Source organism: Mesorhizobium oxytropidicola, from assembly GCF_056174625.1.
In genome coordinates this window covers 6,393,264-6,419,425 of record NZ_CM149692.1, presented here as the reverse complement: position 1 = coordinate 6,419,425, position 26,162 = coordinate 6,393,264, and the positions used below count along the sequence as shown (strand labels likewise).

At 64.3% G+C, this 26,162-nt stretch carries 21 protein-coding genes and 4 pseudogenes; 13 read left to right on the top strand and 12 right to left on the bottom strand.

The annotated features are described in order from the left end of the window. The first annotated feature begins 200 nt into the window (after nucleotides 1-200). Together AC0V8S_RS32145 and fghA are read left to right on the top strand one after the other, a co-directional pair. Complete coding sequence (locus tag AC0V8S_RS32145; RefSeq protein WP_475435549.1) at nucleotides 201-2,270, top strand: oxidoreductase; 2,070 nt, start codon at nucleotides 201-203, stop codon at nucleotides 2,268-2,270. A gap of 75 nt (nucleotides 2,271-2,345) precedes the next feature. Then, complete coding sequence (gene fghA / locus AC0V8S_RS32140; protein ID WP_183456879.1) at nucleotides 2,346-3,218, top strand: S-formylglutathione hydrolase; 873 nt, start codon at nucleotides 2,346-2,348, stop codon at nucleotides 3,216-3,218. A 25-nt stretch (nucleotides 3,219-3,243) separates the two neighbouring features. Here fghA and AC0V8S_RS32135 read toward each other — a convergent pair whose 3' ends face one another. From AC0V8S_RS32135 to AC0V8S_RS32110, 6 genes and pseudogenes are all read right to left on the bottom strand, one after another. Continuing rightward, complete coding sequence (locus AC0V8S_RS32135; protein WP_475435547.1) at nucleotides 3,244-4,176, bottom strand: nucleoside hydrolase; 933 nt, start codon at nucleotides 4,174-4,176, stop codon at nucleotides 3,244-3,246. A gap of 11 nt (nucleotides 4,177-4,187) precedes the next feature. Then, the gene (locus AC0V8S_RS32130; RefSeq protein WP_475435545.1) at nucleotides 4,188-5,201 is read right to left on the bottom strand and encodes a nucleoside hydrolase; all 1,014 of its coding nucleotides are present in this window, start codon (nucleotides 5,199-5,201) and stop codon (nucleotides 4,188-4,190) included. Nucleotides 5,202-5,211: 10 nt separating this feature from the next. Beyond that, the gene (locus AC0V8S_RS32125) at nucleotides 5,212-6,201 is read right to left on the bottom strand and encodes an ABC transporter permease (RefSeq protein WP_475435543.1); all 990 of its coding nucleotides are present in this window, start codon (nucleotides 6,199-6,201) and stop codon (nucleotides 5,212-5,214) included. After that, on the bottom strand, nucleotides 6,189-7,229 hold the full coding sequence (locus AC0V8S_RS32120) for an ABC transporter permease (protein ID WP_183456882.1): 1,041 nt from the start codon (nucleotides 7,227-7,229) through the stop codon (nucleotides 6,189-6,191). The genes AC0V8S_RS32125 and AC0V8S_RS32120 overlap by 13 nt, the downstream gene beginning before the upstream one ends. Further along, nucleotides 7,229-8,795 (bottom strand): annotated as a pseudogene (locus AC0V8S_RS32115) (ABC transporter ATP-binding protein). Before AC0V8S_RS32115 ends, AC0V8S_RS32120 begins: the two are co-directional and overlap by 1 nt. Nucleotides 8,796-8,915: 120 nt before the next feature. After that, on the bottom strand, nucleotides 8,916-9,920 hold the full coding sequence (locus AC0V8S_RS32110) for a BMP family lipoprotein (RefSeq protein WP_183456884.1): 1,005 nt from the start codon (nucleotides 9,918-9,920) through the stop codon (nucleotides 8,916-8,918). A 253-nt stretch (nucleotides 9,921-10,173) separates the two neighbouring features. Between AC0V8S_RS32110 and AC0V8S_RS32105 the strand changes: the two are divergent. Then, nucleotides 10,174-10,759 (top strand): annotated as a pseudogene (locus tag AC0V8S_RS32105) (amino acid synthesis family protein). Next, complete coding sequence (locus AC0V8S_RS32100) at nucleotides 10,756-11,340, top strand: amino acid synthesis family protein (protein ID WP_475435541.1); 585 nt, start codon at nucleotides 10,756-10,758, stop codon at nucleotides 11,338-11,340. The pseudogene AC0V8S_RS32105 and the gene AC0V8S_RS32100 overlap by 4 nt, the downstream one beginning before the upstream one ends. A gap of 18 nt (nucleotides 11,341-11,358) precedes the next feature. On the opposite strand, the gene AC0V8S_RS32095 is transcribed toward AC0V8S_RS32100, so the two are convergent. From AC0V8S_RS32095 to AC0V8S_RS32085, 3 genes are read right to left on the bottom strand one after another with little or no spacing between them, the layout of a single operon-like run. Beyond that, entirely contained in the window at nucleotides 11,359-12,552 is a 1,194-nt protein-coding gene (locus AC0V8S_RS32095) for an amidohydrolase family protein (RefSeq protein WP_475435539.1), read from the bottom strand. A 41-nt stretch (nucleotides 12,553-12,593) separates the two neighbouring features. After that, a complete protein-coding gene (locus AC0V8S_RS32090; RefSeq protein ID WP_475435537.1) occupies nucleotides 12,594-13,142 on the bottom strand; it encodes a MarR family winged helix-turn-helix transcriptional regulator in 549 nt (182 codons plus the stop codon). A 42-nt stretch (nucleotides 13,143-13,184) separates the two neighbouring features. Beyond that, the gene (locus AC0V8S_RS32085) at nucleotides 13,185-13,820 is read right to left on the bottom strand and encodes a cysteine hydrolase family protein (RefSeq protein ID WP_475438736.1); all 636 of its coding nucleotides are present in this window, start codon (nucleotides 13,818-13,820) and stop codon (nucleotides 13,185-13,187) included. A 235-nt stretch (nucleotides 13,821-14,055) separates the two neighbouring features. On the opposite strand from AC0V8S_RS32085, the gene AC0V8S_RS32080 reads away from it, so the two are divergent. After that, the gene (locus AC0V8S_RS32080) at nucleotides 14,056-14,910 is read left to right on the top strand and encodes an NAD-dependent epimerase/dehydratase family protein (RefSeq protein ID WP_475435536.1); all 855 of its coding nucleotides are present in this window, start codon (nucleotides 14,056-14,058) and stop codon (nucleotides 14,908-14,910) included. Further along, nucleotides 14,907-15,713, top strand: a complete 807-nt coding sequence (locus AC0V8S_RS32075) for an SDR family NAD(P)-dependent oxidoreductase (protein ID WP_475435534.1) — start codon at nucleotides 14,907-14,909, stop codon at nucleotides 15,711-15,713. The genes AC0V8S_RS32080 and AC0V8S_RS32075 overlap by 4 nt, the downstream gene beginning before the upstream one ends. Before the next feature lie 47 nt (nucleotides 15,714-15,760). Here AC0V8S_RS32075 and AC0V8S_RS32070 read toward each other — a convergent pair whose 3' ends face one another. After that, entirely contained in the window at nucleotides 15,761-17,044 is a 1,284-nt protein-coding gene (locus AC0V8S_RS32070; protein WP_475438735.1) for an NAD(P)/FAD-dependent oxidoreductase, read from the bottom strand. 160 nt (nucleotides 17,045-17,204) lie between these two features. After that, complete coding sequence (locus AC0V8S_RS32065; RefSeq protein ID WP_475435532.1) at nucleotides 17,205-18,308, bottom strand: histidinol-phosphate transaminase; 1,104 nt, start codon at nucleotides 18,306-18,308, stop codon at nucleotides 17,205-17,207. A 230-nt stretch (nucleotides 18,309-18,538) separates the two neighbouring features. Here AC0V8S_RS32065 and AC0V8S_RS32060 point away from each other — a divergent pair, with 230 nt between their 5' ends. The 7 genes and pseudogenes from AC0V8S_RS32060 to AC0V8S_RS32030 all read left to right on the top strand — a co-directional run bounded on the left by AC0V8S_RS32060 (nucleotide 18,539) and on the right by AC0V8S_RS32030 (nucleotide 25,460). Further along, a complete protein-coding gene (locus tag AC0V8S_RS32060) occupies nucleotides 18,539-19,312 on the top strand; it encodes an SDR family NAD(P)-dependent oxidoreductase (RefSeq protein WP_095199174.1) in 774 nt (257 codons plus the stop codon). Between the two features lie 83 nt (nucleotides 19,313-19,395). Further along, a pseudogene (gene hisD / locus AC0V8S_RS32055) lies at nucleotides 19,396-20,717 on the top strand (histidinol dehydrogenase). Nucleotides 20,718-20,732: 15 nt separating this feature from the next. Continuing rightward, entirely contained in the window at nucleotides 20,733-21,758 is a 1,026-nt protein-coding gene (locus tag AC0V8S_RS32050; RefSeq protein ID WP_475438734.1) for a zinc-dependent alcohol dehydrogenase, read from the top strand. Nucleotides 21,759-21,789: 31 nt separating this feature from the next. Continuing rightward, nucleotides 21,790-22,520: pseudogene (hutC, locus tag AC0V8S_RS32045) on the top strand (histidine utilization repressor). Between the two features lie 247 nt (nucleotides 22,521-22,767). Then, nucleotides 22,768-23,775 (top strand): ABC transporter substrate-binding protein, encoded by a 1,008-nt coding sequence (locus tag AC0V8S_RS32040; RefSeq protein ID WP_183465181.1) that lies wholly within the window; start codon nucleotides 22,768-22,770, stop codon nucleotides 23,773-23,775. A 124-nt stretch (nucleotides 23,776-23,899) separates the two neighbouring features. Continuing rightward, nucleotides 23,900-24,667, top strand: coding sequence for an ABC transporter permease (locus AC0V8S_RS32035; RefSeq protein ID WP_179297843.1), 768 nt, complete (start codon nucleotides 23,900-23,902; stop codon nucleotides 24,665-24,667). Between the two features lie 10 nt (nucleotides 24,668-24,677). Beyond that, a complete protein-coding gene (locus AC0V8S_RS32030) occupies nucleotides 24,678-25,460 on the top strand; it encodes an ABC transporter ATP-binding protein (protein WP_475435530.1) in 783 nt (260 codons plus the stop codon). A 102-nt stretch (nucleotides 25,461-25,562) separates the two neighbouring features. On the opposite strand, the gene AC0V8S_RS32025 is transcribed toward AC0V8S_RS32030, so the two are convergent. Further along, nucleotides 25,563-25,883, bottom strand: a complete 321-nt coding sequence (locus AC0V8S_RS32025) for a hypothetical protein (protein ID WP_475435528.1) — start codon at nucleotides 25,881-25,883, stop codon at nucleotides 25,563-25,565. Nucleotides 25,884-26,162: the final 279 nt, after the last annotated feature.

Genomic DNA, 26,162 nt, shown 5'->3' with positions numbered 1-26,162 from the left:
TTGCCGGATGCTAATCCAGGCGGCGAGGGGCGGATTAGGCGCGTCCTAATCGGCACAGAAGAAATCTGTAGTTTTCCGGCACGCGCCGCAACTTATGAGTAGGGTCACCGCATCTACCCACCGGGCGGACCGGCTTGCGCCAAGGCTGAAAAACCATCTCCGCGCATGCCGCGATGCGACGCTGGCAGGAAGGAACCACCATGCGTGATCCACGCTACGACATTCTGTTCGAGCCTGTGAAGATCGGTCCGGTGACCGCCAAGAACCGCTTCTACCAGGTGCCGCACTGCAATGGCGGCGGCTATCGCGATCCGTCCGCCGCGGCCGAGATGCGGAGGATCAAGTCGGAAGGCGGCTGGGGTGTCATCTTCACCGAGCAGACCGAGATGCACCACACTTCGGAGATCACGCCCTTCATCGAGCTCAGGCTGTGGGACGACGCCGACATCCCGGCGCTGGCCAAAATGGCCAAGGCCATGCATCAGCATGGCGCGCTGGCTGGCATCCAGCTCGCCTATTCCGGCATCAACGGCCCCAACCTCTACACCAAGGAAGTGCCGCGCGGGCCGTCGGCTCTGCCGATCCGCACCTTCACCAACGATCCGGTGCAGGCGCGCGCCATGGACAGAGAGGATATACGCGACCTCAGGCGCTGGCACCGCAACGCCTTCAAACGCGCCAAGATGGCTGGCTTCGATCTGGTGTGTCTCTACGGCGCGCATGGTTTCGGCATCATCCAGCACTTCCTGTCCACCGCCACCAACCAGCGCAGCGACGAGTATGGCGGCTCGCTGGAAAACCGCTCGCGGCTGATGCGCGAGCTGATCGAGGAGGGCAGGGATGCCATCGGTGACACCTGTGGCCTGACGTTGCGGCTATCGCTCGACGAGATGATCGGCGAGCTCGGCTTCGCCAATTCCGAAGTGCGCGACATGATCGAGATGCACGCCGACCTGCCCGACCTCTGGGATTTGGCGCATGGCGCCTGGGAGGATTGTTCGGGGCCGTCGCGCTTCAAGGAAGAGGCCGCGCAGGAAAGCCTGGTATCCGGCATCAAGACGCTGACCTCGAAGCCGGTCGTCGGCGTCGGCCGTTTCACCTCGCCGGATGTGATGGTCAGGATGATCAAGTCCGGCACGCTCGATTTCATCGGCTGCGCCCGTCCATCGATCGCCGACCCCTTCCTGCCGAAGAAGGTGGAGGAGGGGCGCATCGAGGACATCCGCGAATGCATCGGCTGCAACATCTGCATCACCGGCGACATGACCATGTCGATCTCGCGCTGCACGCAGAACCCAACCTTCATGGAGGAGTGGCGCAAGGGCTGGCATCCCGAGCGCATGCAGGCCAAGGGCGACAGCGACAGCGTGCTGATCGTCGGCGCCGGTCCCGCCGGGCTGGAGGCCGCCCGGGCGCTCGGCCTGCGCGGCTACCAGGTGGCCATCGCCGAGGCCGGCACCGAGCTCGGCGGCCGCGTCGCGCGCGAGTGCCGCCTGCCTGGGCTGTCGGCCTGGGGCCGCGTGCGCGACTATCGCCAGTACCAGCTCAGCCAGATGTCCAATGTCGACGTCTATTTCGAAAGCCGTTTGTCGGAGCAGGATATCCTGGCCTTCGGCTTTCAGCACATCGCCCTTGCCACCGGCTCGACATGGCGCCGCGATGGCGTGGCGCGCGCCCATGTCGTGCCGATGCCAATCGACCAGGCCACGCCGGTCTACACGCCGGACGATTTGATGGGCGGCAATGTGCCGACCGGCGCTGTCGTACTGTTCGACGACGACCACTACTATATGGGTGGCGTTCTGGCCGAGCTGATGGCGCGCCGGGGCGCCAAGGTGACGCTGGTCACGCCGTCCGCCTATGTCTCGGACTGGACCCGCAACACGCTGGAGCAGGGCGCTATCCACCGCCGCCTGGCCGGACTCGGTGTCGAGATCGTGCTCAACCGGACCGTGACGCGCGTCGTGCCGGGAGGCGTTGCCACCGCCTGCGCCTACACCGGTGCCGAACGCGACATCGCCGCCGACGCCGTGGTGCTAGTGACGTCGCGCCAGCAGGACGACGAGGTCTGGCGCGCGCTGAAAGCGCGGCGCGACGAATGGGCCGACAATGGTATCCGTTCGATCAAGGTCATAGGCGATGCCGAGGCGCCGGGGCCGATCGCCTGGGCGACCTATGCCGGCCACCGCTTCGCACGCGAGCTGGACGAACACGATATCGGTGATGCGCTGCCGTTCCGGCGGGAAGTGACGGCCCTGGCGGCGGAATAGCCGGGGCTTGCGCCTGGCAACCATGGTCCTTAGACAGGCGGCCGTTAAGGACGTTTGCCGAAGGCGGAGAAGAACATGTCGGACCGGATGAAGACCATCTCAGCTGCCAAATCGCATGGCGGCATGCAGGGGGTCTATTCGCATGCTTCGGATGCCTGCGCCTGCGACATGATTTTTGCCGTCTTCGTGCCGCCGCAGGCCCGTGAAAAACCTTGCCCGGTCGTATGGTATCTCTCCGGCCTCACCTGCACCCATGCGAATGTCATGGACAAGGGTGAGTACCGGCGGATGGCCGCCGAGCTCGGGCTGATCATCGTCTGTCCCGACACCAGCCCGCGCGGCGCCGACATTCCCGACGAGAAGGACAATTGGCAGTTCGGCAGCGGCGCCGGCTTCTATGTCGATGCGACGCAAGCGCCCTACGCCACGAACTATCGCATGTACTCCTACGTCACCGAGGAATTGCCGGCGTTGATCGCGAGGGAGTTTCCGGCTGACATGACGCGCCAGGCGATCTTCGGCCACTCGATGGGCGGGCATGGCGCGCTGACGATCGCGCTGAAAAATCCCGAGCGCTTCAAAAGCTGCTCGGCCTTCGCGCCGATCGTGCAGCCGAGCACCGCCGGCTGGTCGAAGCCGGCCTTTGAAAAATATCTCGGCGCGGACGAGACATCATGGCGGCGCTACGATGCCACCTTGCTCATCGAGGATGGCCACCGTTTCCCCGAGCTTTTCGTCGATCAGGGAACGTCGGACGGCTTTCTCAAGGACGGGCTGAGGCCCTGGCTTCTGGAAGCGGCGTGCGCCGACGCCGGCATCGCGCTGACCCTGCGCATGCAGGACGGCTACGACCACTCGTATTTCTTCATTTCGACATTCATGGACGACCATCTGCGATGGCACGCCCAAAGATTGTCTGGCCCGGTCGCTGACACCGGGCCACGCTGAACCAAGGGAATATCCCCGAGCGGCTCTAATCCCGCAGCAGGTCGAACATCAGCTTGAAGAAACGGTCCGCGTCGACCTCGTGGGCGATACGCGCATTGTCCTCCTCGCCGCGCTCGCCCCAGAAATCGGCAACCGTCGCGCCGAACGCATAGGTGCCGGACAGATCGACATCGATATGGGCGGGACGCGTGCGCACCAGCGTCGGGTCGATGGCGAGCGCCAAGGCCAGCGGATCGTGCATTGCGCCGCCGACGCCCATCGAGTTGCGGTGCAGCTTCTCGTAGAACAGCAGCCAGTCATTGACGAGCTTGCCGAGCGGCGTGTCGATGGTCGCCAGTTCGGCGTATTGCGGCGCCTCGATCAGCACCTGCATGGTGACGTCGAGCCCGACCATCAGGATCGGCACACCGCTGTCCAGCACGATCTTCAGCGCCTCAGGATCGCAGAATGCATTGAACTCGGTCGGCGTGATGATCTCGCTCTTGCGGTAGAAGACGCCGCCCATCCAGATCAATTCCTTGATCTTGGGCAGCACATCGCGATGCTTGAGGATCATCAGGCCGATATTGGACAATGGGCCGGTGGCGACAACCAGGATCGGTTCGGGCGCGGCGCGCAGCTTGTCGGCCAGGAAATCGACGGCGTGCTGGTCGACCGGCTTGATCGTCGCCTGCGGCAGATAGGGCGAACCTTCGAGGCCGCTCGGACCATCGGCGGTGCCGAGCACCAGCGGCCGCGCCAGCGGGCGGTGGCAGCCTTGCGCGACGGGCACGTCGCCGGCGCCGATATATTCAAGGATGCGCAGCGCGTTGGCGGTCGTCTTCTCGACCTCGGCATTGCCACAGGTGGTGGTGACGCCGATGAGTTCGATATCAGGCGAGCGATGCGCCATGACCAGCGCGATGGCGTCGTCGTGGCCTGGGTCGCAGTCGAACAGGATGGGAGTTGCAATGGTCATTTTGTCGGTCCTCACGCCGCTTGCTCGTAGCGCGCGACGGTTTGCTTGAAGATGTTCAGGAAGCGGCGGCCGTCGAGATCGGTGCAGATGCGCGTGGTCTTCGGCCCGCCGCCGGGTAGCAACTGCCGGCCGCGATGGGCAACCGTCTGTCCACGTGCGAGGCGGCCATCCAGCACGACATCGACGAAGAGCGGTTCGGTCATGGTGGCAAGGGCCGGATCGAAGGCCAGCGCCACGGTGATGACGTCATCCATCGGGAAGCCGACCAGGTCGAAGAACTCGCGCCAGATGTCGATATAGATCGGAAAGCTGTCGGCGATCATGTCGAAGACGGCGTTCTTCCGGGCAACGGCCTGCATGTCGGCAATGTCGTCGCGCGTCAGCATCGAGGCGGCGACGCGGTTGTCCTCGCAGATGTCGAGCGGCACCAGGATCTTGTCGACGTCGGCGTTGAGCACGATGCGCGACGCCTCCGGATCGGCCCAGATGTTGTATTCCGACAGCGGCGTCATGTTGCCGGGCGTCTGGAAATTGCCGCCCAAGACCAGCATCCGTTTGAGCGCGCCGGTCAGGCGCGGCTCCTGCAGCAGCGCCATCGCCGCATTGGTCAGCGGCCCCGTCGTCACCAGCGTGATCTCACCCGGATTGGCCATCACCGTCTCGATGATGAAGTCGACCGCATGTCCCGACTTTGCCAGGCGGACGGGAGTCGGTGCCGGCGGGTTGAATTTCTTCAGCCGGTCGCCGAAGCGGGCAACCAGCCGCTTTTCGAAATGGACAGGCGCCTCCATGTCGGCCTTGGCGTTGCCGACGATCGGCCGCCACGCCCCGGCATGGACCGGTATGTCGTCGCGCCCGGCCAGCGTCAGCGTGTTGAGCACGACATTGGTGACCTGTTCGATCGGGCCTGCCGCACCGGTTACGGTGGTCACGCCTTCGAGCCGGACATTCGGGTTCGCCGCGGCAAACAGCACGGCGAGAATATCGTCGCCGGCAGAATCCACGTCGAGGATTATGCGTTCCATGAGAGTTCCTTCACTGAGGATTTTTGTCGACCGGGGCGCTGCTGTTCCTGTCCACCGACAGCAGTTTCTGCATCGATGCCAGCGTCTCCTTGATGATTTTCGGCCGTGCCCGGTAGGACAGCGCGAACAGCGCCGTCAGCGCGACGACATAGGGCACGGTCAGCACCAGATAGGAGGGGAAGCCGAAGGTCTGCAGGCGCAGCGAGAAGGCATCGGCGAAACCGAACAGCAGGCAGCCGGCCAGCACTTTCAGCGGATCGCCATTGGAGAAGATCAGGATGGCCACCGCCATGAAGCCGCGGCCCGACGACATGTTCTCGGTGAACATGGTGATGTAGCCGAGCGACAGATGCGCGCCGGCCAGCCCCGCCAGCAATCCGCACAGCAGCGAGGCGGTGTAGCGGACGCGGGTGATCGAGATGCCGAGCGCTTCGGCGGCTTCGGGCTTTTCGCCGACGACGCGGATGTAGAGGCCGAGCCGGGTGCGGTTGTAGAACAGCACCAGCAACGGCACCGCGATGAAGGCGACATAGACGATCGGCGTGAAGCCCGAGATCAGCGGCGCCCACGAGCCGAGCAGCGCCTGGGCGCCTGGTATCTGCACCTTGGGCAGGCCGACAATGCCGTGACCGACGATCGATCCGCGCGTGCCGAAAATCGCTTTCATCAGCGAGATCGTCATGCCGCCGGCGAGGATGTTGAGCGCCAGGCCGACGACCACCTCATTGGCCCGGAACGTAACCACAAGAACGGCAAAGGCGAGCGCGAAGGCAAGGGCCGCGGCGACGCCGCAGGCGACGCCCGCGAATGCCGAACCTGTCCAGATCGAGCCGATGACGGCGAAGAAGGCGCCGGCCAGCATCTGTCCCTCGAGGCCGATGTTGAAGATGCCGGCCTTGGTGGTGAACGAGCCGCCGAGCGCGACCAGCAGGATCGGCGCGGTGGTGCGCAGCGTCGCCGCGATCAGCGCAACGTTGACAAGCTTGTCTAGAATTTCCATCGCCGCTCCCCCGCCTGGCTGTCGCCGCGACGTTTGATCAGAACCTGCGCCGAGACGCTCAGGATGATCAGCGCCTGGATGACGGTGATGATTTCGCGTGAGGCGCTGGTGTCGACCTCGAGCAGCAGCGACCCGCTGCGCAACGCGCCGAAGAACAGCGCCGTGACGATGGTGGCGACCGGTGAGCCGTTGGCGAGCAGGGCGGCGATCAGCCCGTCGAAGCCGAAACCCGGCGCAAAGCCCTCCATGAACCGGTGATGCACGCCGAGCGTCTCGACGCCGCCGGCCAGCCCGCCGACGGCGCCTGAAAGCAGCAGCACGACAAAGCCCTGCCGCTTGACGTTGACGCCGCCATATTCGGCGAATTTCGGCGCCGAGCCGACCATGGTCACGCCATAGCCCCAACTGGTGTAGCGGAAGACCAGCGCGACACCGACCGCCAGCAGCAGGCCAATCACCAGCCCCCAGTTCAGCCGCGAGAAGGAAAAGATCTCCGGCAGATAGGCTGTCGCCAGGATCGGCGGCGTCTCCGACCAGCCGCCGGGCCGCTTGAACAGGAAGATGGTGAAATAGGAGGTCAGCAGCACGGCGATGTAGTTCGACAGGATGGTCGAGACGACTTCGTTGGTGTTGTAGCGGGCGCGGAAAAAAGCGGGAATGGCGACCCAGGCCGCACCCGCGACGACCGCGAGCGCCAGCGCCGCCAGCATATGGATGCCCGCGGGCAGGGAAAAGCTGAAGCCGACCCAGGCGGCGGCGAAACCGCCGAGGAAGAGCTGCCCTTCGATGCCGACATTGAACATGCCGCCGCGCAGGCCGATGCAGGCCGCGACACCGCAGATCAGGATCGGCGTCGTCTGCAGCAGGGTGCCGGCAATCTTCTCCTGGTCGCCAAAGGCGCCGCGCAGCAGCGTCATCAAGACACGCACCGGGCTTTCGCCGACCAGAAGGATGATGATCGCCCCCAACAGCAAGGCTACGCCCACGGCAATGATCTGGCCGGAAAAGGCGCGCAAACGGTCGCTCATCATGCGGGCTCCAGCTGCGGCGTAACACCCGCCATCATCATGCCGATCCTGTCTTCGTCGGCATCGTCGCCGGCGACTTCGCCCATGATCCGCCCGTTGAACATCACCAGGATGCGGTCGGCGAGCGCCGCCAATTCGTCAAGCTGCACGGAAATCAAGAGGATGGCACGGCCGGCCGCGCGCTGGCGCATGATCTCGTCATGAATGGCCTCCTGGGCGCCGATGTCGACGCCGCGCGTCGGCTGATCGATCAGCAGGAAGTCGGCGCCATTGGTGAACTCGCGCGCCAGCACGACCTTCTGGATGTTGCCGCCCGAAAGCCGCTTGACGGCATCGCCCGCTCCTTGCGCCCGGATATCGAAGCTCTTGATCAGCGCACCGGCATTTCCGGCAATCGCCTTCCAGTCGAGCATGCCGTTGCGGCTCCACGGCGCGCGGTGCTGGCGGCCCATCAGCGTGTTTGCCGCGATCGACGCATTGCGATCGACCCCGCGCACCATGCGGTCGCCCGGAACATGGGCAAGGCCCGCCTCGCGGATCGCGGCGGTGGAGAGCGTGGTGAGATCCTGGCCCTTCAGCCGGGCCTCGCCATGGCTTGCCGGCCGCAGGCCCGAAAGCACTTCCCGCCAACTCCGTTTGCCCATTGCCGGCGACGCCCGCAATCCCCACCACCTCGCCGGAGCGGACAGTGAAGCTGGCGTTGCGAAGGGCTGGCAAGCGGCGATCATCACGCGCCCACAAATCCTTGACCTCAAGGATCACATCGCCCTGCAGCGCCGCGCGCGGCCGCCGGTCGAAACTGACCTCGCGGCCGACCATCATGCGCACCAGCTCGTCCTTGTCGAGTTCCGATGTCGGGCGGGTCGCAACCTTGCGGCCATTACGCAGCACCGTCACCGTGTCGGACACCTCCATCACCTCTTCCAGATGGTGCGAGATGAAGATCACCGTCATGCCCTCGGCCACGAAGCTGCGCAGCGTCTGGAACAGTTCGCGGCTTTCCTGCGGCGTCAGCACCGCAGTCGGCTCGTCGAGGATGATGGTGCGGGCGCCACGCACCAGCACTTTCAGGATTTCGATGCGCTGCTCGATGCCGACCGAGAGCAGCCCGACGCGCTCGGTCGCATCGACATGCAGTCCGAAACGCTTCGACAATTCCTGCGTGCGTGCGATCTGCGCGGCATGGTCGATCAGCCCATGACGACGGATTTCCATGCCGAGAAAGACATTGTCGGCGACCGAGAGCGAAGGCACCAGCTTGAAATGCTGGTGTACCATGCCGAGCCCCGCCTTGATGGCGGCGGCAGGGTCGGCGACCACCGTCGCCTCGCCATTCAGCCGGATCGCGCCTTCGTCGGGCTGCAGCAGGCCGAACAGGATGTTCATCAGCGTCGTCTTGCCGGCGCCGTTTTCGCCGATGATGGCGTGGATTTCGCCCCGGCGCACGGCAAGGTCGATGCCGTCATTGGCAATGAAGGCGCCAAAACGCTTGGTGATAGCCGTCAGCTCGACGGCCATCGCGGCAGTGTTGTGGAGGGTCGGTGACCCCGGCGCGTTCGACACCATTGCTCTCGCAGATTGGGCTCTCGCAGATTGCGAGCTCTCGAAGATTGGACACTGATCCGCCGCGGCGTGCCGCGGCGGATCAGTGTAGCGCTTTCTTGGGAGGGATGCGCTGTTGCTGGCTTATTTCGCCTTGGCGATCACGATCTTGCCGTCGAGAATGCCCTTCTTGATCTCGTCCAGCTTGGTCGTGACGTCGGCCGGGATCTTCGGCGCGATGTCGTCGCAGACCTTGAACTCGACGCCGCCTGACGCCAGGTCGAAGGTCCGGGTGCCGGCGGTGACCTTGTTGCCGCCGACCTCGTCCTTGATCAGCGTGTAGACGGCGATGTCGCCGCGCTTCAGCATGCTGCCCAGCACATTTCCGGGAGCCGTGCCGCACATGTCGATATCGACGCCGATCGAATATTTGTCGGCGGCGGCGCTTGCCTGCATCACGCCTTCGCCGGTCGGGCCGGCGACGTTGTAAACGATGTCGGAGCCCTGGCCGTACAGCGCCTGGGCAAGCTCGCTGCCCTTGGCCGGATCATCGAAGGTGCCGGCGAAGACGGAGTTCACCTTCACGTCGGGCGCGGCGTATTTGGCGCCTTGCTCGTAGCCGCCAAGGAAGTTGCGGATCACCGGAATGTCGCGGCCGCCGACGAAGCCGATTGCCTTGCCGTCGCCGATCTTGGGAAATTCGCTGCCCTTGGCCTCGATCATGCTGGCCAGAGCGCCGGCGACGAAGGAGCCCTGTTCCTCGGCGAAGTTGGCATAGATCATCTTCGGATTGTCGAGCACGCCATCGATGAAGACGAAGCGCTGGTCGGGATATTCCTTGCTGACCTTCTGCAGCGAATCCACCAGTTCCCAGCCCATGACGAAGATGAGGTCGTACTGCTTGCCCTTGGCCAGGTTCTCGAACTGCTCCTCATAGTCCAATGCGCGATTGCCGGTGTCGACCAGCTTGAGGTCGATGCCGAAATCGGCCTTGGCCTTGTTGAGGCCGTTGACGATCGAAACGCCAAAGCCCTGTGCGAAATATCCCGAGATGGCGGCGACCGAAACCTTGGTCTGTGCGGCGGCCGATCCCAACGAAACGGCCAGCATCGTGCCAGCCAGAAATAAGCTCTTGAGCGCCCTTTTCATGGTATTCCCCTTCAGCTTTTTTCAGCTTTTGAAGCCACGCCTTGACCATCCCCACGTGTCGCCGAGACGGCGGCGAGTTCGTTGATGGTCATATGAGTTTAGGAGCGGCTAAACAGGCTGTCAATCGTCATCCGATGCAGTTTTCTCGGGCTCGTCGCTGGCGTCCTCCACCTCCGTGCTTGACAAATATCGCTATGCATAATTGTTGATACTCTAACGAATTTTCGTGAGTGACGGTCGAAGGATACGCGCAATGCCAGCTGTGGTGGTCAGGAAATTTCTGGTCCAGGTCGAAGAGATCTTCCATGAGGGCGGGCCGCCCGCGGCACGTCCGCCCAAGCGCGGCGCGATCGTCGCCGTCATCGCCAACCCTTTTGCCGGACGTTACGTCGAAGAGATCACCGGCTTCATGGAGGATCTGAAGCCACTCGGCCTCGAAATGGCGCGGCGCCTGATCGATGCGATGGGCGACGGTGCCGCCGCTGTCGAAGGCTACGGCAAGGGCGCTATCGTTGGTGCCGCCGGCGAGCTTGAACATGGCGCGCTGTGGCACAATCCGGGGCGGCTACGCGATGCGCGAACTTCTCGGCAACGCCAAGGCGATCGTGCCCTCGACCAAGAAGGTCGGCGGCCCCGGAACGCGCATCGACATTCCGATCACCCACATCAACGCCTCCTATGTGCGCAGCCATTTCGACGCGATCGAGATCGGCGTTGGCGATGCGCCGCGCAGCGACGAGATGGCGGTCATCCTGGCGATGACGACCGGCGCACGCGTTCATGCGCGGGTTGGCGGCCTGGCGGCGGCCGACATCAAGGGCGAGGACGGATTGCGATGAGCCTGGAAATCCGCCGCATCATCACCATCGTCGAGGAAACCCGGATCGAAGGCGGCCGCCCCGTCGACCCGCCGACCCGGCGTGCCGCCGCGATCGCGGTGATCCGCAACCCCTATGCCGGCACGTTTGTCGAGGATCTGTCGGCGTTGAGCGCGATTGGCGAAGCCTTGGGCGACATCTTGCCCAGGCGGGCGGTGGCTGCGCTTGGCATTGCCGGCGGTGAGGTCGAGAGCTTCGGCAAGGCGGCCGCCGTCGGCGCCGACGGCGAGCTTGAACATGCCGCCGCCATCCTTCACCCAACGCTCGGCGCCCCGTTCCGCGACGTGCTGGGCAAGGGTGCTGCGCTCATTCCCTCGTCGAAGAAGCGCGGCGGTCTTGGCGTGCCGCTCGACATTCCGCTCGGCCACAAGGACGCGGCGAAGGTGCGCAGCCATTTCGACGGCATGGAGGTCCGCGTCCCCGATGCGCCGCGCGCCGACGAGATCGTCGTCGCCATCGCCGTCACCGATTCCGGCCGGCCGCACCCGCGCGTTGGCGGGCTGACCAAGGACAAGATTGTCGGCAAGGATGGAGTTAGCTGATGAGCCAGAAGACCATCGTCACTGCGCAGTCCTGACTTCCGGCACCCGCATCGCCGGCGGGGTGTTGCGGCTCCGGCCGGTGCGCACCTCGCCGTCGACCACGACCATGCCGATGCCCGGCAGATTGCCGAGCGCCACGCTGTCGAGCAGCCCGTCACCGGCGCCGCCCATCGCCTGATCGATGAAGATCAGGTCGGCGGCGCGGCCGATTTCGATGATGCCGCGGTCTGCCAGTCCGCGCACGCGCGCCGTGTTGCCGCTGGCAAGGCAGAACGCCACTTCCGGCGCGATGCCGCCCAGCGAGGCCAGCATGGTCAGCGTCCTCAAAATGCCTAGCGGCTGCACGCCGGATCCGGCCGGGCTGTCGGTGCCGAGGACGACGCGCGAAAGCTCGCCGCGCTGCCTGGCCAGGTCGAGCACGAACAGGCCGGTGCGCAGATTGCCGTTATGGACGATTTCCAGCGCGCGCGCGCCGTTTTCGCAGATCTGCCGGATTTCGGCTTCGGGAAGCGCCGTCGGTCCGCCATTGACGTGGGCAACGATGTCGGCGTCGACTTCCAGCACCACATCGGCACCGATGCGGCCGGAGCCGGGCAGGGACGGACCGCCCGTGTGGGTCATCGAGGTCATGCCGTATTTGCGTGCCCAGGCGATCATCTGCCGGCCGGTTGGCCCATCCTTGACGCTGCCAAGTCCGACCTCGCCGATGAGTGTGACACCGGCTTCGGCGAGGTAGCGGAAGTCATCCTCGACCAGGCCGTGTTCCAGAATGGGCGCGCCGGCCAGGATCTTCATGCCGTTGGGGCGGAAGTTGGAGAAGGTCCGCTGCGCCGCGATCGCCAGTGCCTTCAACCCGACCAGGTCGCGCGGGCGGCCGGGCGTGTGGACCTCGCCCGCCGAGATGATGGTGGTGACGCCGCCATGCACGGTGGAATCCATCCAGCCGATCTGGTTCTGCCGCGGCGTCCAGTCGCCGGCCACCGGATGAGCATGGTTGTCGATGAGCCCCGGCGCCACCGCGCAGCCCATCGCATCAATGATCGTCGCCGCGTTGCCGCTGTCGACGTCATCAGCCTTGCCAATACCTGTAATGCGCCCGTCGGTCACGACGATGGTATCGGCGTCGAGGATCGGCTGGCCGAGGTCACCGCTCAGCAGAAGGCCGATATTGCGGATGACAAGCGTGGCAGACGACTTGGGGTCGGACGGCATTGGTTCTCATTTCTGCTGGTATGGAAAGGTCTGGGCGCGGCCTATTTGCCGCCGTCGCCATTCGATGGATCGTCGTCATTGATGCGCTTGAGCAGGCGAAGCAGCGTCGCCTGCTCGGCAGGTGACAGCGGTGACAGGAAGCGCCGTCCGACCTCGACGCTGCGTGCGAGCCGCTCGAGCGTGTATTCAGTGCCTTTTTCGGTCAGCGCGATCATCGACAGGCGCTGGTCGGTGTCGGAAGCGCTGCGCGTGATCAGCCCGTGCTTGAGCAGCTTGCGCATGACGATGCTGATGGTCGACGGGTCCATCGCCGTCAGCCGGCCGAGATGGTTCTGCGAGACTTCGCCATGTTTGAGGATGGTGGCTAGGGCCGCGAACTGGGTCGGCGACAGGTCTTCACCGGCCATGACCTGCTGGAAACGCAGCGTCGCGCGCTGATGCGCCTTGCGGATGACGTGCGCCGGGTGCTGGTCCAACGCGTAGCCGGTCTCGGCGTATCGCTCCAGCACCTGCTCGCGGCTCAGTGGTTCCGCATTGCCACGTTGCTGCTTCAGTGCCGCGCTTTTCTCGGTTTTCTTGTCGGTCGTCAAACCGCACTCCTGTTGCCTGTCTCGGATGCCGCTGGCTCTAGGTCAAGCCGCGACTTCGGTCGGTTGCAGCGACGTCCCATCGCGAAGCGCCGCGACGACATCAGCCGAATCGCTGACCACGCCGAAATGCGTCGCTATGTCGTAGAGCGAGCTTTCCTGCTCGCGCGGTCCGGTCGCCGCGCAGCAATCGCTCGGCACCACCACTTCATAGCCCTGGAAAAAGGCGTCGTGGACGGTCGATCGCACGCAGATGTTGGTGACCACGCCGAAGATGACCAACTGGTCGACCTGCATATCCTTGAGAGTCAGATCGAGGTCGGTCTGAAAGAAGGCCGAGTAGCGCCGCTTGATGACATGGATCTCGTCATCGCGGGCGCCGAGATCCTCGATGATCTCCGGTCCCCAGCTGCCTTCCACGCAATGCGGCGTGCGCTTGACCCATTCGCGCTCGCGGCGCATGCTCGGCCGGTGCGCGTCGTGAACCCAGATCACCGGCACGCCCAGCGCCTCGATGACGGCCAACTGCGGGCCGACCAGCGTCTCATATCCAGGCAGGACCATGGCCCCGCCCGGTTTGCAGAACTCGTTGACCATGTCGATGACGATAATGGCTGCACGCTTCGGATCAAGGCGCATCGCGTCGTCGTGCCGATGTGAGGAAAAAACGTCCACGGCCATGGCGGACTCCTTTGGTCGATCGTTGATACTCATACAAAAAACCCTGGCGGGTGCCAAGTCAATCCCGTTCGACGCAAAGCAGTAGTCACCGGCCTTGCGCACGCTGCTCTGACAAGCGTATGCGCTATTTGTCCAGCCGGATATGGCCTTGACAAGGGGTGGCAATCATGGCCTCAATTTGTATGACCATCAACGATATTCATGCCGCCGAGTTTGCCGCGCCGAGGGCCGTGATATGAGGACGATCGTCACCGGTGCCAGTGGCTTGCTTGGCCGCCACGTGGCCGAGGCCCTGCTTGCCGCCGGCCATGACGTGCTGGGCATCGATACCGTGGCGCCGGTCGGGGGCGCATGGCGCCACATCACCGCCGACCTGACGGATCTGGGATCGAGCCTGCAGTTGGTGCGCGATTGCGATGCCGTCGTCCATGTCGCGGCCATTCCGCGCCCGACCGGGCGCGCCGGCGGCGAGGTGTTCAAGACCAATGTCGCGACCGCCTACAATGTCGTCGAGGCCGCCGCCATGGCTGGTATCAGGCGCTTCGTCTATGCCTCGTCCTTCAGCGTCTTCGGCTACCCCTTCTTCGAGAAGATGGTCATTCCGCCCTATCTGCCGGTCGACATGAACCACCCTGTCGCCGCGCAGGATCCGTACGGCCTGTCGAAATGGCTGGGCGAGGAAATCGTCGACGCGGCGGTGCGCCGCGGCGCCTTCTCGGCGGTCAGCATCCGCATGCCATGGATCCAGACCCCGCAATCCTTCTTCGCCGGCGTCGGTCCACGCCGCGCCACCGCCGACAGCGCCCGCGACCTGTGGGCCTATCTCGACGCGCGCGATGCCGGGCAGGGTTTTCTGCGGGCGCTCGAATGGCAAGGCGACGGCCATCTGCGCGTCCTGCTCAGCGCTGCCGACACCTTCATGGAGGAAGAGACCGAAGCGCTGGTACGCCGCGTATATCCAGGCGTCGCCCTGTCGCGGCCGATCGCCGGTTTCGGTTCCGTGCTCGATACCGTCCATGCGCGCGAAACGATCGGCTTCGAGCCACAGCATTCATGGCGTTCCTATCCAAAGCCGGAGACCCAGGGATGAAAAGGTTCGACCAGAAGACGGTCCTTGTCACCGGCGGCGCCGGCGCCATCGGCAGCGCCGCGGTCCGGCGTTTCCTCGACGAAGGCGCGCGGGTTGCCATTGTCGACCGCAACGGCGCGGCGGCCCGGGAACTCGCTCGCTCTCTCGGCGACAACACCATCGCTATCGAAGCCGACGTCACCGACGAGAAGAATGTGCGCGGCGCCGTCGCAACCACCGTCGAGACGTTCGGCGGGCTGGATGTGGTGTTCAACAATGCCGGCATTTCGGGGGTCGTCGCTCCCGTGCATGATTTGCCGGTCGAGGACTGGGACACCATCATCCGCATCAATCTGCGCGGCATCTTCCTCGTCCTGCAGGCATCGCTCCATGCGATGATCGAGGCCGGAACCAGTGGCTCGATCGTCAATATGGGTTCGTCCATGGCCGGCTGGGACGTGCTTGCGGGCGGCGCCGGCTATGTCGCCTCGAAGCATGGCGTAGTCGGGTTGACGCGGGTCGCGGCGCTCGATGCGGCGCCCTATGGCATCCGCATCAATGCCATCTGCCCCGGTGTGATCGAGACGACGCTCGGCGTGCCGGCTTCCGGCGACGGTGATTTCAAGAGCAGCGTCCAGCATTTCGCCGACCGCATTCCGTTGCGCCGCATCGGCCAGCCTGACGATGTCGCGGCCGCCGTGGCCTTCCTCGCCTCGGACGAGGCAAGGCATGTCACCGGCGTCGACTGGCTGATCGACGGCGGCCAGACTTTGCAGAGCTGGGCCAACGCGCCGGCCGGCGACGCGTTTCCGAAATTTCGATAAGAAGCTGGTGCCATCTCACGGGCTGTCAGGCCGGGCGGCTCTTCGCCTCAGAGGCCGAACCGGTCCTTCAGCCGCCCCAAAAGGATCGCGGCCTTCACCCCGAGCGGCCAGAAGCGGTGAAACCGGATGGGCTTGAGCGGCGATATCGGCATGGGAAACGGCGACGTCTCACGGCCTTGCAGCCGCTGCGCCAGAGCAGCGCCCATGGCCGAGGCCATGGCGACGCCACGGCCGTTGTAGCCAAGGCAGATCAGCACGCCGTCTTCCGGCTCGTGAACATGCAGAAGGTGATCCTTGGTGATCGCAACCCGGCCGTTCCAGGCGTGTGTCCAGCGTGTTCCCGCAAGCGCCGGCCAGAGCCGCAGCGCATAGTCGGTGAGGTAGCGGATGGCGGAAGCATCTCCGATGGGTTTCATCGGCCCCCGGCCGCCCATGAGAAGACGGTTCTGGGCGTCGATGCGGTAGTACACGGTGATGTTCCCGGCCTCGTAGAGGACTGGCCTTTCGGGGAGAATTGCGGCTGCGACCGCCGGCGAAAGCGGCTCGGTCGCCGCAATCGCGCTGAACACCGGGACGAGAGACTGCTCCAGGCCCGGCCACAGGGCTCCGGTATAGCCATTGGTCGCGATAAGAACCTTCTCGGCGCTGACCGAGCCGTTCGCGGTCTTTAGGAGCCATCGTCCGGCCTCCCTCTTTAGCGAAAGCACCTCGCTGCCGCCGAAAATCCGCGCGCCGGCACTCTGCGCGGCGGCTGCCAGGCCGATTGTGTATTTCAAGGGGTGGAGGTCGCCGCCGCGGGCGTCGAACATGCCGGCTATGTATCTGTCGGTTCCGGTTCGCGCCGCCATCGCCTGGGCGTCCAGCAGGCTGACCGGCATGCCACGCCGCTCGCATTGTGCGGCCGTGGTCCGCACAGTGGCTTCCGGTTTCAGCCGGATGGCCGCGCGTATGGTGCCGTTCTGCCGGGCATCGCAGGCGATCGCCATGCGCTTGATGAGGCCGAAGGTGAAATCCGGCGCGCCATAGGAGAAATCTATCATCCGCGGCCCAAGTTCGGGGCCGAACATCGCCTCGATCGTGTCGGGATCGTATTTGAGGCCGGGATTGACCTGGCCGCCATTCCTGCCCGACGCGCCCCAGCCCGGCTGTTGTGCCTCGAGCACGACAACGTCGTCGCCGGCTTCCGCCAGATGCAAGGCTGTCGAAAGACCGGTGAAGCCGCCGCCGACAATGGCGACCCTTGCCCGCTGCGCGCCGGCAAGGGTCGGGTAGTTGCCGGTGCCGCCGGCCGTTTCGCGGTAGAGACTCCGGGGCGGGCTGCTTTCAAGCAAATTGGGCATTGTCAAGGGAACCGGAAGAAACGCAGGTCAGAGAGGCTGGGCGGAAGCCGTCGGGCGTAAGGGGACGCGCTACCTGCGAGAAACTCCATAACGGCAGACTCTCGAATATCGTGCCGGGCGCGCCACGCAATTCAGCATGGCTTTCGGGAAATCACAACAGTTGCGACAGCGCGGCCATGAAGTGGTCGTTCTCCGATGGCGAGCCGATGCTGACGCGCGCATAGATGTCGAAACCTTCCTGCTTCCAGGGTTTGACAATGACGCCTTCGCGCAGCAGGCGCTCGGCGAATGCGCTGGCGTTTTGCCGGCAGTTGAAGAACAGAAAATTGCCTCGAGAAGCGGCGACTTCGAGGCCCTTGCTCCTGAGAAAGCTCTCGACACGCGTTCTTTCCGCCTTGGCCAGCGCGACGATCCTGGCAAGATGTTCCTCATCAGCGAGCGCCGCCAAGGCTGCCGCCTGCGCAACGCCATTGGCGTTGAACGGCGTGCGGACCCTGTCGAGCAGCCCTCGCAATTCCGGGTCGCCGACGATGCCGAAGCCGATCCGCAATCCGGCAAGCCCGAACGCCTTCGAAAATGTCCGCAGCACGATCCACGGCCGGTCGCGTTTGCTGAGATAGGGCAGGGACGACGCGTAGTCCTCACCCTCGGCATATTCGGCATAGGCTTCGTCGACGACGATCAGCGTCTCGTCGTAGGCGGCATCGAGAACCCGCGACAGATCGCTGCCGCAGAGCCAACTGCCGACCGGGTTCATCGGGTTGGAGAACAGCAGCATGCGGGGCCGTTCGCTCACCGCTTCGATCAGGGCATCGACATTGATGGTGAGATCGTCGTTGACGGCCACACGGTTGACACTCGCGCCCATCAGCGTCGCATAGTCCTCGTGCAACGGGAATGACGGATAGAGCGTGACGACGGTATCGCCGGGCCGCAAGACGGCACGGCTGATGACGGAAAGAAGATCCTCCGAGCCATTGCCGAGGATGACCTGATCCTCGCCGAATTCATATCTGGCGGCGATGGCCTGGCGCAGCTCGCGCCCGGCCGGATCCGGATAGAGCCGGAACATCTCGGCGCCGGCCTGCATCATCGTGGCGAGCGTCGGGCTCGGGCCAAGCGGGTTTTCATTCGAGCCCAGCTTGGCGATCCTGGCTGGAGCGTATCGCTGCATGACCTCGGCGATGGTGAGTCCGGAATTGTAAGGCGACAGGCGCGTGACCTCGGTTCGGACCATATTTGAAGCTTTCGACACGAGCGGGCTCCTTTGCTGTTGGCCAAGCGACTTCCGTCTTCGGCCGGGTTCTCAAACGCCGGGTTTCGCTGCATCGTCACCGGGGCAAGCCAGGTCACCGACGGGCGCGCTGGTGCGGCGAATTTTGTCAGGAGTAGCGTGGCCGAAATGGTTTGTATATGCTTGTATATGTAACTTGATCTGATAGTCTCGCTATGGAAGCGGAGGCCGTCACCGGCACGGAGGATCACATGCGCAATGCTTCTCTGTTCGATCTTGCCGGCAGGAAAGCGCTAGTCACCGGCGCCAGCCGTGGCATCGGCCGCAGCATCGCCGAGGCGCTGAGTGCTGCCGGCGCCGACGTCGCGGTCACCGCGCGCAGCCTGGCCTCCCTCGGGGAGACGACAGCGGCGATCCGCGCGGCCGGCGGTGTCGCGCATGCCGTCGCCCTCGACGTCACCGATGTCGGCCGCTGCCGGACGGCCACTGCCGAGGCCGCCGGCCTGCTTGGCGGTCTCGACATCCTCGTCAACAATGCCGGGATGGAAGAGGTCCGGCCCTCGCTCGACGTCGACGAGGCGCTCTGGGACCGGATCGTCGACACCAATCTCAAGGGGGCGTTCTTCTGCGCCCAGGCGGCTGCGCGACAGATGCGCGACGCCGGGCGTGGCGGCGCCATCATCAATCTCTGCTCGCTGACTTCGGAAGTCGGCATTCCCACGGCGGTCCCGTATGGCTCGTCCAAATCGGGCCTGCTCGGCATGACGCGCGCGCTGGCGGCGGAGTGGGCGGATCTCGGCATCAGGGTCAACGCCATCGCCCCGGGTTATTTCAGGACAGCGATGACCGATGTGTTCTACAGCAACGAGGCATGGCAGCAGTCAATGCTCGCCAAGATCCCGCAGCATCGTTTCGGCGATCTCGGCGACCTGCACGGCGTCGCCGTGTTCCTTGCCTCGGATGCTGCCGCTTACATAACCGGCCAGTCCATTCCGGTGGATGGCGGGTTTCTCGCATCGATCTGAGGCAGCTCGCCACAGGTTCGAAATCAAAGGTCTTCCGCACTGTGACCGGCCGGCCCGTTGCGTTCTAACAAAGAGGAATACCCATGTCCGACATCAGCTTCCACGATCTGTCATCGCTCGACGCCACCCAGCGGGCCAGCCTGCTGAAACGCGCCGAGGCCGATCTGTCGGTCTTCGTCGAAAGGTCCGCCCGATCATCCAGGCCGTCAAGGACGAGGGCGACGCCGCGCTGATCCGCTTCGCCAGGGAACTCGACAAGGCTGATGTGACTGAGGGCGGACTGAAGGTCTCGGAAGCCGAGTTCGATGCGGCCTTCGACAAGGTCGAGAAGGATGTCGTGGAAAGCATCGGCTTCGGCATCGACAATATCAGGCGTTTCCATGAGGAGCAGAAGCCGGAAACGATGTGGCTCAAGGAAGTCCGGCCGGGCGCCTATGCCGGCGACCGATACACGCCGATCGCCTCCGTGGCGCTTTACGTGCCGCGCGGCAAGGGCGCCTTTCCGTCGGTGACGATGATGACCTCGGTTCCGGCTGTCATCGCCGGCGTGCCGCAGATCGCCATTGTGACGCCGCCGACAGCCGACGGTTCGGTGGATGCGGCGACCCTGGTCGCGGCTCGCCTTGCCGGCGTGCAAACCGTCTACAAATGCGGTGGCGCCCAGGCCGTCGCCGCCGTCGCCTACGGCACCGAGACGGTGAAGCCCGCGCTCAAGATCGTCGGCCCCGGCAGCCCGTGGGTGGTGGCGGCCAAAAGTGTGTTGTCTTCGGTCATCAACACCGGCCTGCCTGCCGGTCCGTCGGAAGCCATCATCTTCGCCGATGACAGCGTCGACGGCGGCCTTGCCGCGCTTGACCTTTTGATCGAGGCCGAGCACGGGCCGGATTCCTCGGCCTATCTGGTGACGCACAGCCGCAAGGTCGCCGAGGCTGCACTTGCCGCACTCCCGCAACACTGGTCGCGGATGACTGAACAGCGCGTGGAGTTTTCGCGCGCGGTGCTGACCGGCAAGCGCGGCGGCATCGTGCTGACCGCGTCGCTGGAAGACAGCTACCGTTTCATCAACGACTATGCGCCCGAACATCTCGAAATCCTCTCGAAGGAACCGTTCGCGCATCTCGGGCACATCACCGAGGCGGCCGAAATCCTGATGGGGCCGCATACGCCTGTGACCCTTGCCAACTTCGTCCTCGGGCCGAATGCGGTGTTGCCGACCAGCCGCTGGGCACGGACCTATGGGCCGCTTTCGGTGACGGATTTCGTCAAGCGCTCGTCGGTCGGCTATGTCACCTCGGCCGCCTATCCGGAACTGGCGAAGCATGCCCGCAGGCTCGCCCGCTACGAGGGCTTCAGTTCGCACGAGAATGCTGTCTCGGAGATCCGCGACCGCTACCTCGCCGGTTGAACGGAGGCGATGGCGATGAAGGCGGCACGGCTTTATGGACCTGGCGATCTGCGCGTCGAGGACATCGCCACACCAGGCGTACCTGATGCCGGCTGGGTGAAGCTCAGGGTCGATGCCGCCGGCATTTGCGGTTCGGACCTGCACAATTTCCGCACCGGCCAATGGATAAGCCGGTCGCCCTCGACGGCCGGCCATGAGTTGACCGGCACGGTGACCGCGCTCGGCCAAGGCGTCGACACCGTCGCCGTCGGCGACAGGGTGGTCGCCGATTCCCGTTTCTGGTGCGGGGACTGCCCGCAATGCCGTGCCGGCAGGCGCCATCTCTGCGCTTCGCTGGGCTTCGTCGGTGAAGTCTGCGACGGCGGCTTTGCCGAACAGGCGGTGTTGCCCGCGCGTCTGCTGCATGTCGTCGATCCGGCGCTGGATGAGCGGGTCGCTGCCATGGCCGAGCCACTCGCGGTCGCGCTGCACGCGGTGCGGCGGCTGCCGAAGACGGCAGGCTCTGTGCTGGTCGTCGGCTGCGGGCCGATCGGCGGTCTCGCCGCGCTGCTGCTCTCCCGAACTTTCCCTGGCACGGTGCTCGTCGCCGACCGCAACCAGGCGCGCTCTGCCCGCGTGGAACGGGTCACCGGCGCAACGATCGTCGACCTCAACCGCGATGCCATTGTCGCCGCAACCGGCAATGCCCCACTGCTGGCGGCGGTCGAGGCGACCGGCAGCATCGCCGCATTCACTCAATTGCTCGGCGTGCTCGATTCCGGCAGCGCGGTGGCGATGGTCGGCATCTTTCACGGTCGTCTCGACATCGATCCCAACCTCCTGGTCGAACGCGAGATCGCGCTGCTGGGATGCCACGCCTTCGCCGACGAACTGCCCGACGCCGTGCGGATGCTGGGTGAATTGAGCGACCCGCTGCTCGCCCTGATCGATCAAGAGATCGGTCTCGACGACATTCCGGCCACCTACGAGCGGCTGTTGGCGGGGCAGAGCGATGGCTTGAAAACAATCATCCGCATGCGGCAACCTGTTGAGCCGGCGTGATTTCCGATAAATTGCCGGAAAGGATTTTGAAATGATCGAGTTGCCCGATACGGCGAGCCCCCTTTACGAGAAGGTGAAGGACTACATCCTGACCAACATCGGAACGGGCCGATGGGGCAAGGATCGCAAGCTGCCGTCCGAGAACGAGTTGGTGGTTTCGTTGGGCGTCTCGCGGATGACGGTCCACCGCGCCTTGCGGGAACTGACCGCGGCGGGCTTCCTGATCCGGCTGCAAGGTGTGGGCACGTTCATCGCGCCGCCCCGCCCGCAATCGACGCTGATCGAGATCAACAACATCGCAGCCGAGATCGTCGAGCGCGGCAATAGGCATCGCTCCGAAGTCCTCGTGCTGGAAACCATCACGCCGACGAAGGAGCTTGCACTGTCCTTCGAGTTCCCAAAACGTGTTTCGATCTATCACTCCGTCGTCGTCAATTTCGAGAACGACCTGCCGGTGCAACTGGAAGAGCGCTTCGTCAATCCGAGCCTGATTCCCGACTATGACAAGCAGGATTTTTCGAAGACGGCGACCTATGACTACCTCATGCAGAAAACCCCGGTGACCGAGGTCGAGCACATCATCTCCGCGGTCCCGCCGACGCCGAGACGGCGCGGCATCTGAACATCGATGTCGGCAGCTGCTGCCTGTTTCTGCACCGTCGCACATGGACGGGCGCGATCGTCGCGACGATCAGCAAGCTGACCTATGTCGGCAGCCGCTACTCACTCGGCAGCCGGTATTCCCCCTCCAAGACCAACTGACGGCGACGCCGATGAAGGGAGGCTGAAGCGCCAGATCAACGGAAGATTTGAGTCATTCTAACTTGTATATGCATGTATGTATTTTAGCCTTGACATCCGCTGCCGCTGACGCTGAAATATCCCGGCACTTCACCATGAAGTGGTGGTTAAGATGCCGAGGCACAGTGCCGCGAGAGCAGAAACCCACAGTCTCACCAGACCGGATGCCTGGGTAAAAAGCGGTCTGATCATCAAGGGGAACTAGATGATGCGTAACCTAGCAGGACAATTTCGCGCGCTCATGATGGCCGCCGCCATCGGGCTCGCCGCCGCGCCAGCGGCCCACGCGGCCGATGCGGCCATTCCCACGACGCCCGAGGCCGGATCGTTCAAGATCGGCATCGAGCCCTGGCTTGGCTACGGCCAGTGGCACGTCGCCGACGCCAAGGGCCTGTTCAAGACAAACGGCCTGTCGGACGTCCAGATCGTCAACTTCGCCGAGGACAAGGACATCAACGCCGCACTGGCCAGCGGCCAGCTCGACGCCGCCAACATCGCCACCCACACGGCGATGGGCATGGTTGCCGCCGGCCTGCCGGTGAAGATCGTGCTGCTGCTCGATGTCTCGATGACGGCCGATGCCATCATCGCCGGCAAGGACGTCACCTCCATTAAGGACCTCAAGGGCAAGCAGGTCGCTTTCGAGGAAGGCACGACGAGCGACATCTTGCTCAAATACGCGCTCGCCAAGAATGGCATGTCGATCGACGATGTGAAAGCCGTTCCGATGCCGGCGTCCGACGCCGGCGGCGCGCTGATCGCGGGTCAGGTGCCGGTCGCTGTCACCTACGAACCATACCTCACCGTCGCCATGGCGCAGAACAAGGACGTCAAGCTGCTGTTCACCGCCGGCGAGGATCCCGGCCTGATCAGCGACGTGCTGGTGGTGCGTGACGAGGTGATCAAGTCGCGGCCCGGCCAGGTTCTGGCCATGATCAAGAGCTGGGACGCCGCGCTCAAGGACTACACTTCAGATACACCCGGCGGCCGCGCAATTATCGCCAAGGCGGTCGGTTCCGACGTCAAGGACCTGAACACCGCTTTCGATGGCGTGCGCTACTACTCCTTGGCCGAAAACAAGACGGCGCTCACCGGCGATTTCACCACCAAGACCTTCGCCGATGTCGAGGCGGCCGCCAAGAACGCCAAGCTGCTGCAGGCCGACGTGACGCCGGAACAGATGATCGACCCGTCCTTCGTCAAGGCGGCGCAATGACAAAGGCCGGATCGCGGTGGTAGCGCAGATGTCCGCGAAACCCCCCGCGAAAACGGGTCTGGCTCTTCCCTCATCAGGGCCGGTCACGAAACAGGCCAGGCGGCGCCGATCCTCTGGGATCGGCGTGCCGATCGCCCGGTCGCGTTTCCTGATGATCGCGGTGACCGTCTTTGTCGGGCTTGGCCTTGCCTGGTGGGCGGCGACCGGGCTGGAATGGGTAAAGCCCATTTTCCTGCCATCGCCCGGCAGCGTCGCGACCCAGATCGCCAAGCTCGCCACTGACGGCACGTTGTGGGTGGACCTCAGCGCCTCGGCGTATCGCATTTCCATCGGCTTCCTCATCGCCTCGGCCCTGTCGATCCCGATCGGCGTGCTGATCGGCAGTTTCCGCTCCTGGGAAGCGGCCATCGAGCCGCTGGTCGATTTCATCCGCTACATGCCGGTCGTCGCTTTTGTGCCGCTCTCCATCCTGTGGGCCGGCACCGGCGATACGCAGAAATTCCTGATCATCTTCATCGGCACTTTCTTCCAGCAGGTGCTGATGATCATGGACAATGTGAAACGGGTTCCTGCCGATTTCATCGGCCTTGGCCGTACGCTCGGCCTGCCGGACCGCAAGATCCTGACGCGCATCGTCGTGCCCAGCGCTCTGCCGGGCATCTGGGACACGCTGCGCATCAGCCTGGGCTGGGCATGGACCTGGCTGGTGCTGGCCGAACTTGTCGCGGCGACGTCGGGCTTGGGCTATCGCATCACCGTTTCGCAGCGCTATTTCCAGACGAACACCATCATCGGCTACATCCTGCTGCTTGGCGTGCTCGGTCTCATCACCGACCAGGTCATGAAGGCATTGGAAAAGGTGCTGTTCCGGCAGGATGGCCACTCGCAATGAGGAACCGCCGATGACTGTTCCCAAACTGCGCATCGCCGGTCTCGACAAGAGCTTCGGCACGGGCGAGCGGCGCACGCAAGTGCTGCGCGACATCAACCTCGATCTTGCCGACAATGAGTTCGTCTCGCTCGTAGGCACGTCGGGCTGCGGCAAGAGCACGCTCTTGTCGATCGTCGCCGGACTGCAGGATTTCGACGCTGGCGATCTCAGCATCGATGGCGCGCCGATCCTGCAGCCGGGTCTCGACCGTGGCGTCGTCTTCCAGTCCTACACGCTGCTTCCCTGGCTGACGGCGCGGCAGAATATAGAATTCGCGCTCAAGGCCGCCGGTTACGATCGCACGGCCTGCCGTGAGATCGCGCTCGAGCATCTCGATCTCGTCAAGCTGTCGCAGAGCGCCGACCGTTTTCCGTCCGAATTGTCGGGCGGCATGAAGCAGCGCGTCGCCATTGCGCGTGCGCTGTCCTATCGGCCCAAGATGCTACTGATGGACGAGCCGTTCGGCGCACTCGATGCCTTGACCCGGCACCAGATGCAGGAACTGCTGACCCAGATCTGGGAGGAGCACAGGCTGACCGTGCTGTTCGTCACGCATGATGTGGAGGAGGCGGTCTATCTGTCGGACCGCATCGTCGTCATGGGGATCGGCCCCGGACGCATCATGCAGACCTTCAATGTAGACATCGAGCGGCCGCGCCGGGAAGAGGTGATGGAAACGCCGGCCTTCATGGATTTGCAGCGCGGCGTGCACAAGGCGATCCGCGAAGCGTCAAGACGCCCCGAAATGGCGTAGCATCCGAGCGGGGCCTCCTCCTGCATTGCGCGGAATGACGAGGCAGCCGTCCCGGAACATCCGGGCCGGCTGTCCTGTGCGGGCCGGCGGCGTAGTCAGCAATCAGGGGCCGTGAGGACCGCAGAGGTCGAGCGTCCAGGCGATGGTTCCGCAGAAGTCGCCGACATAGCCATGGTAACTGCCGTAGCCATTGTAGTCGCTGTCCATCCAGCCATTGCCGCCGGTCGAATTGTCGGCGGTCCAGCCGCCGCCAACCCAGCCGCCGTGGCCTCCATGCCCGCCACTCGCGTGGCCGCCATGGGCGGCTGTGAGGTGGACATAGTGATGCTTGACGATGGCGGCATCGGCGACGGTCGCAAACGGGATCGCGCTGGTGGCCAGGGTCAGCAGGATGGAGCTGATGAATACGAGTTGCCTTTTCATGGGAATGTCTCCTTTCCGTTCCAGAGATATGGGAAGGAAAGCCGTCCCTCGCCGGACACGTTCCTTCACGAAATCGGGACGGGTGCCCGCTGAACTGTGCGGCGTCTTTGGGCGATGTCGGATGGCGTCTCTGGTCTAGCTGGTGCCCCGTCAATTCACGGCACCGGTCAAGATTTGTTGACTTCCGGCAGGCTGGAAAGGACTACCCCCGACCTATTTGTCGGACCATAAGACGCCCGTGCGGTCAGGCCCCCGCTGGCTGGCACGTTGGGCAATCTT

Excerpts from the sequence above, each read along its gene's own strand:
- AC0V8S_RS32120 (WP_183456882.1), bottom strand. The coding sequence starts at position 7,229 with ATGAGCGACCGTTTGCGCGCCTTTTCCGGCCAGATCATTGCCGTGGGC.
- AC0V8S_RS32100 (WP_475435541.1), top strand. The coding sequence starts at position 10,756 with ATGAGCCTGGAAATCCGCCGCATCATCACCATCGTCGAGGAAACCCGG.
- AC0V8S_RS32130 (WP_475435545.1), bottom strand. The coding sequence starts at position 5,201 with ATGGAACGCATAATCCTCGACGTGGATTCTGCCGGCGACGATATTCTC.
- AC0V8S_RS32060 (WP_095199174.1), top strand. The coding sequence starts at position 18,539 with ATGCGCAATGCTTCTCTGTTCGATCTTGCCGGCAGGAAAGCGCTAGTC.
- AC0V8S_RS32080 (WP_475435536.1), top strand. The coding sequence starts at position 14,056 with ATGAGGACGATCGTCACCGGTGCCAGTGGCTTGCTTGGCCGCCACGTG.
- AC0V8S_RS32025 (WP_475435528.1), bottom strand. The coding sequence starts at position 25,883 with ATGAAAAGGCAACTCGTATTCATCAGCTCCATCCTGCTGACCCTGGCC.
- fghA (WP_183456879.1), top strand. The coding sequence starts at position 2,346 with ATGTCGGACCGGATGAAGACCATCTCAGCTGCCAAATCGCATGGCGGC.
- AC0V8S_RS32030 (WP_475435530.1), top strand. The coding sequence starts at position 24,678 with ATGACTGTTCCCAAACTGCGCATCGCCGGTCTCGACAAGAGCTTCGGC.
- AC0V8S_RS32050 (WP_475438734.1), top strand. The coding sequence starts at position 20,733 with ATGAAGGCGGCACGGCTTTATGGACCTGGCGATCTGCGCGTCGAGGAC.
- AC0V8S_RS32095 (WP_475435539.1), bottom strand. The coding sequence starts at position 12,552 with ATGCCGTCCGACCCCAAGTCGTCTGCCACGCTTGTCATCCGCAATATC.
- AC0V8S_RS32145 (WP_475435549.1), top strand. The coding sequence starts at position 201 with ATGCGTGATCCACGCTACGACATTCTGTTCGAGCCTGTGAAGATCGGT.
- AC0V8S_RS32085 (WP_475438736.1), bottom strand. The coding sequence starts at position 13,820 with ATGGCCGTGGACGTTTTTTCCTCACATCGGCACGACGACGCGATGCGC.
- AC0V8S_RS32110 (WP_183456884.1), bottom strand. The coding sequence starts at position 9,920 with ATGAAAAGGGCGCTCAAGAGCTTATTTCTGGCTGGCACGATGCTGGCC.
- AC0V8S_RS32135 (WP_475435547.1), bottom strand. The coding sequence starts at position 4,176 with ATGACCATTGCAACTCCCATCCTGTTCGACTGCGACCCAGGCCACGAC.
- AC0V8S_RS32040 (WP_183465181.1), top strand. The coding sequence starts at position 22,768 with ATGCGTAACCTAGCAGGACAATTTCGCGCGCTCATGATGGCCGCCGCC.
- AC0V8S_RS32125 (WP_475435543.1), bottom strand. The coding sequence starts at position 6,201 with ATGGAAATTCTAGACAAGCTTGTCAACGTTGCGCTGATCGCGGCGACG.
- AC0V8S_RS32075 (WP_475435534.1), top strand. The coding sequence starts at position 14,907 with ATGAAAAGGTTCGACCAGAAGACGGTCCTTGTCACCGGCGGCGCCGGC.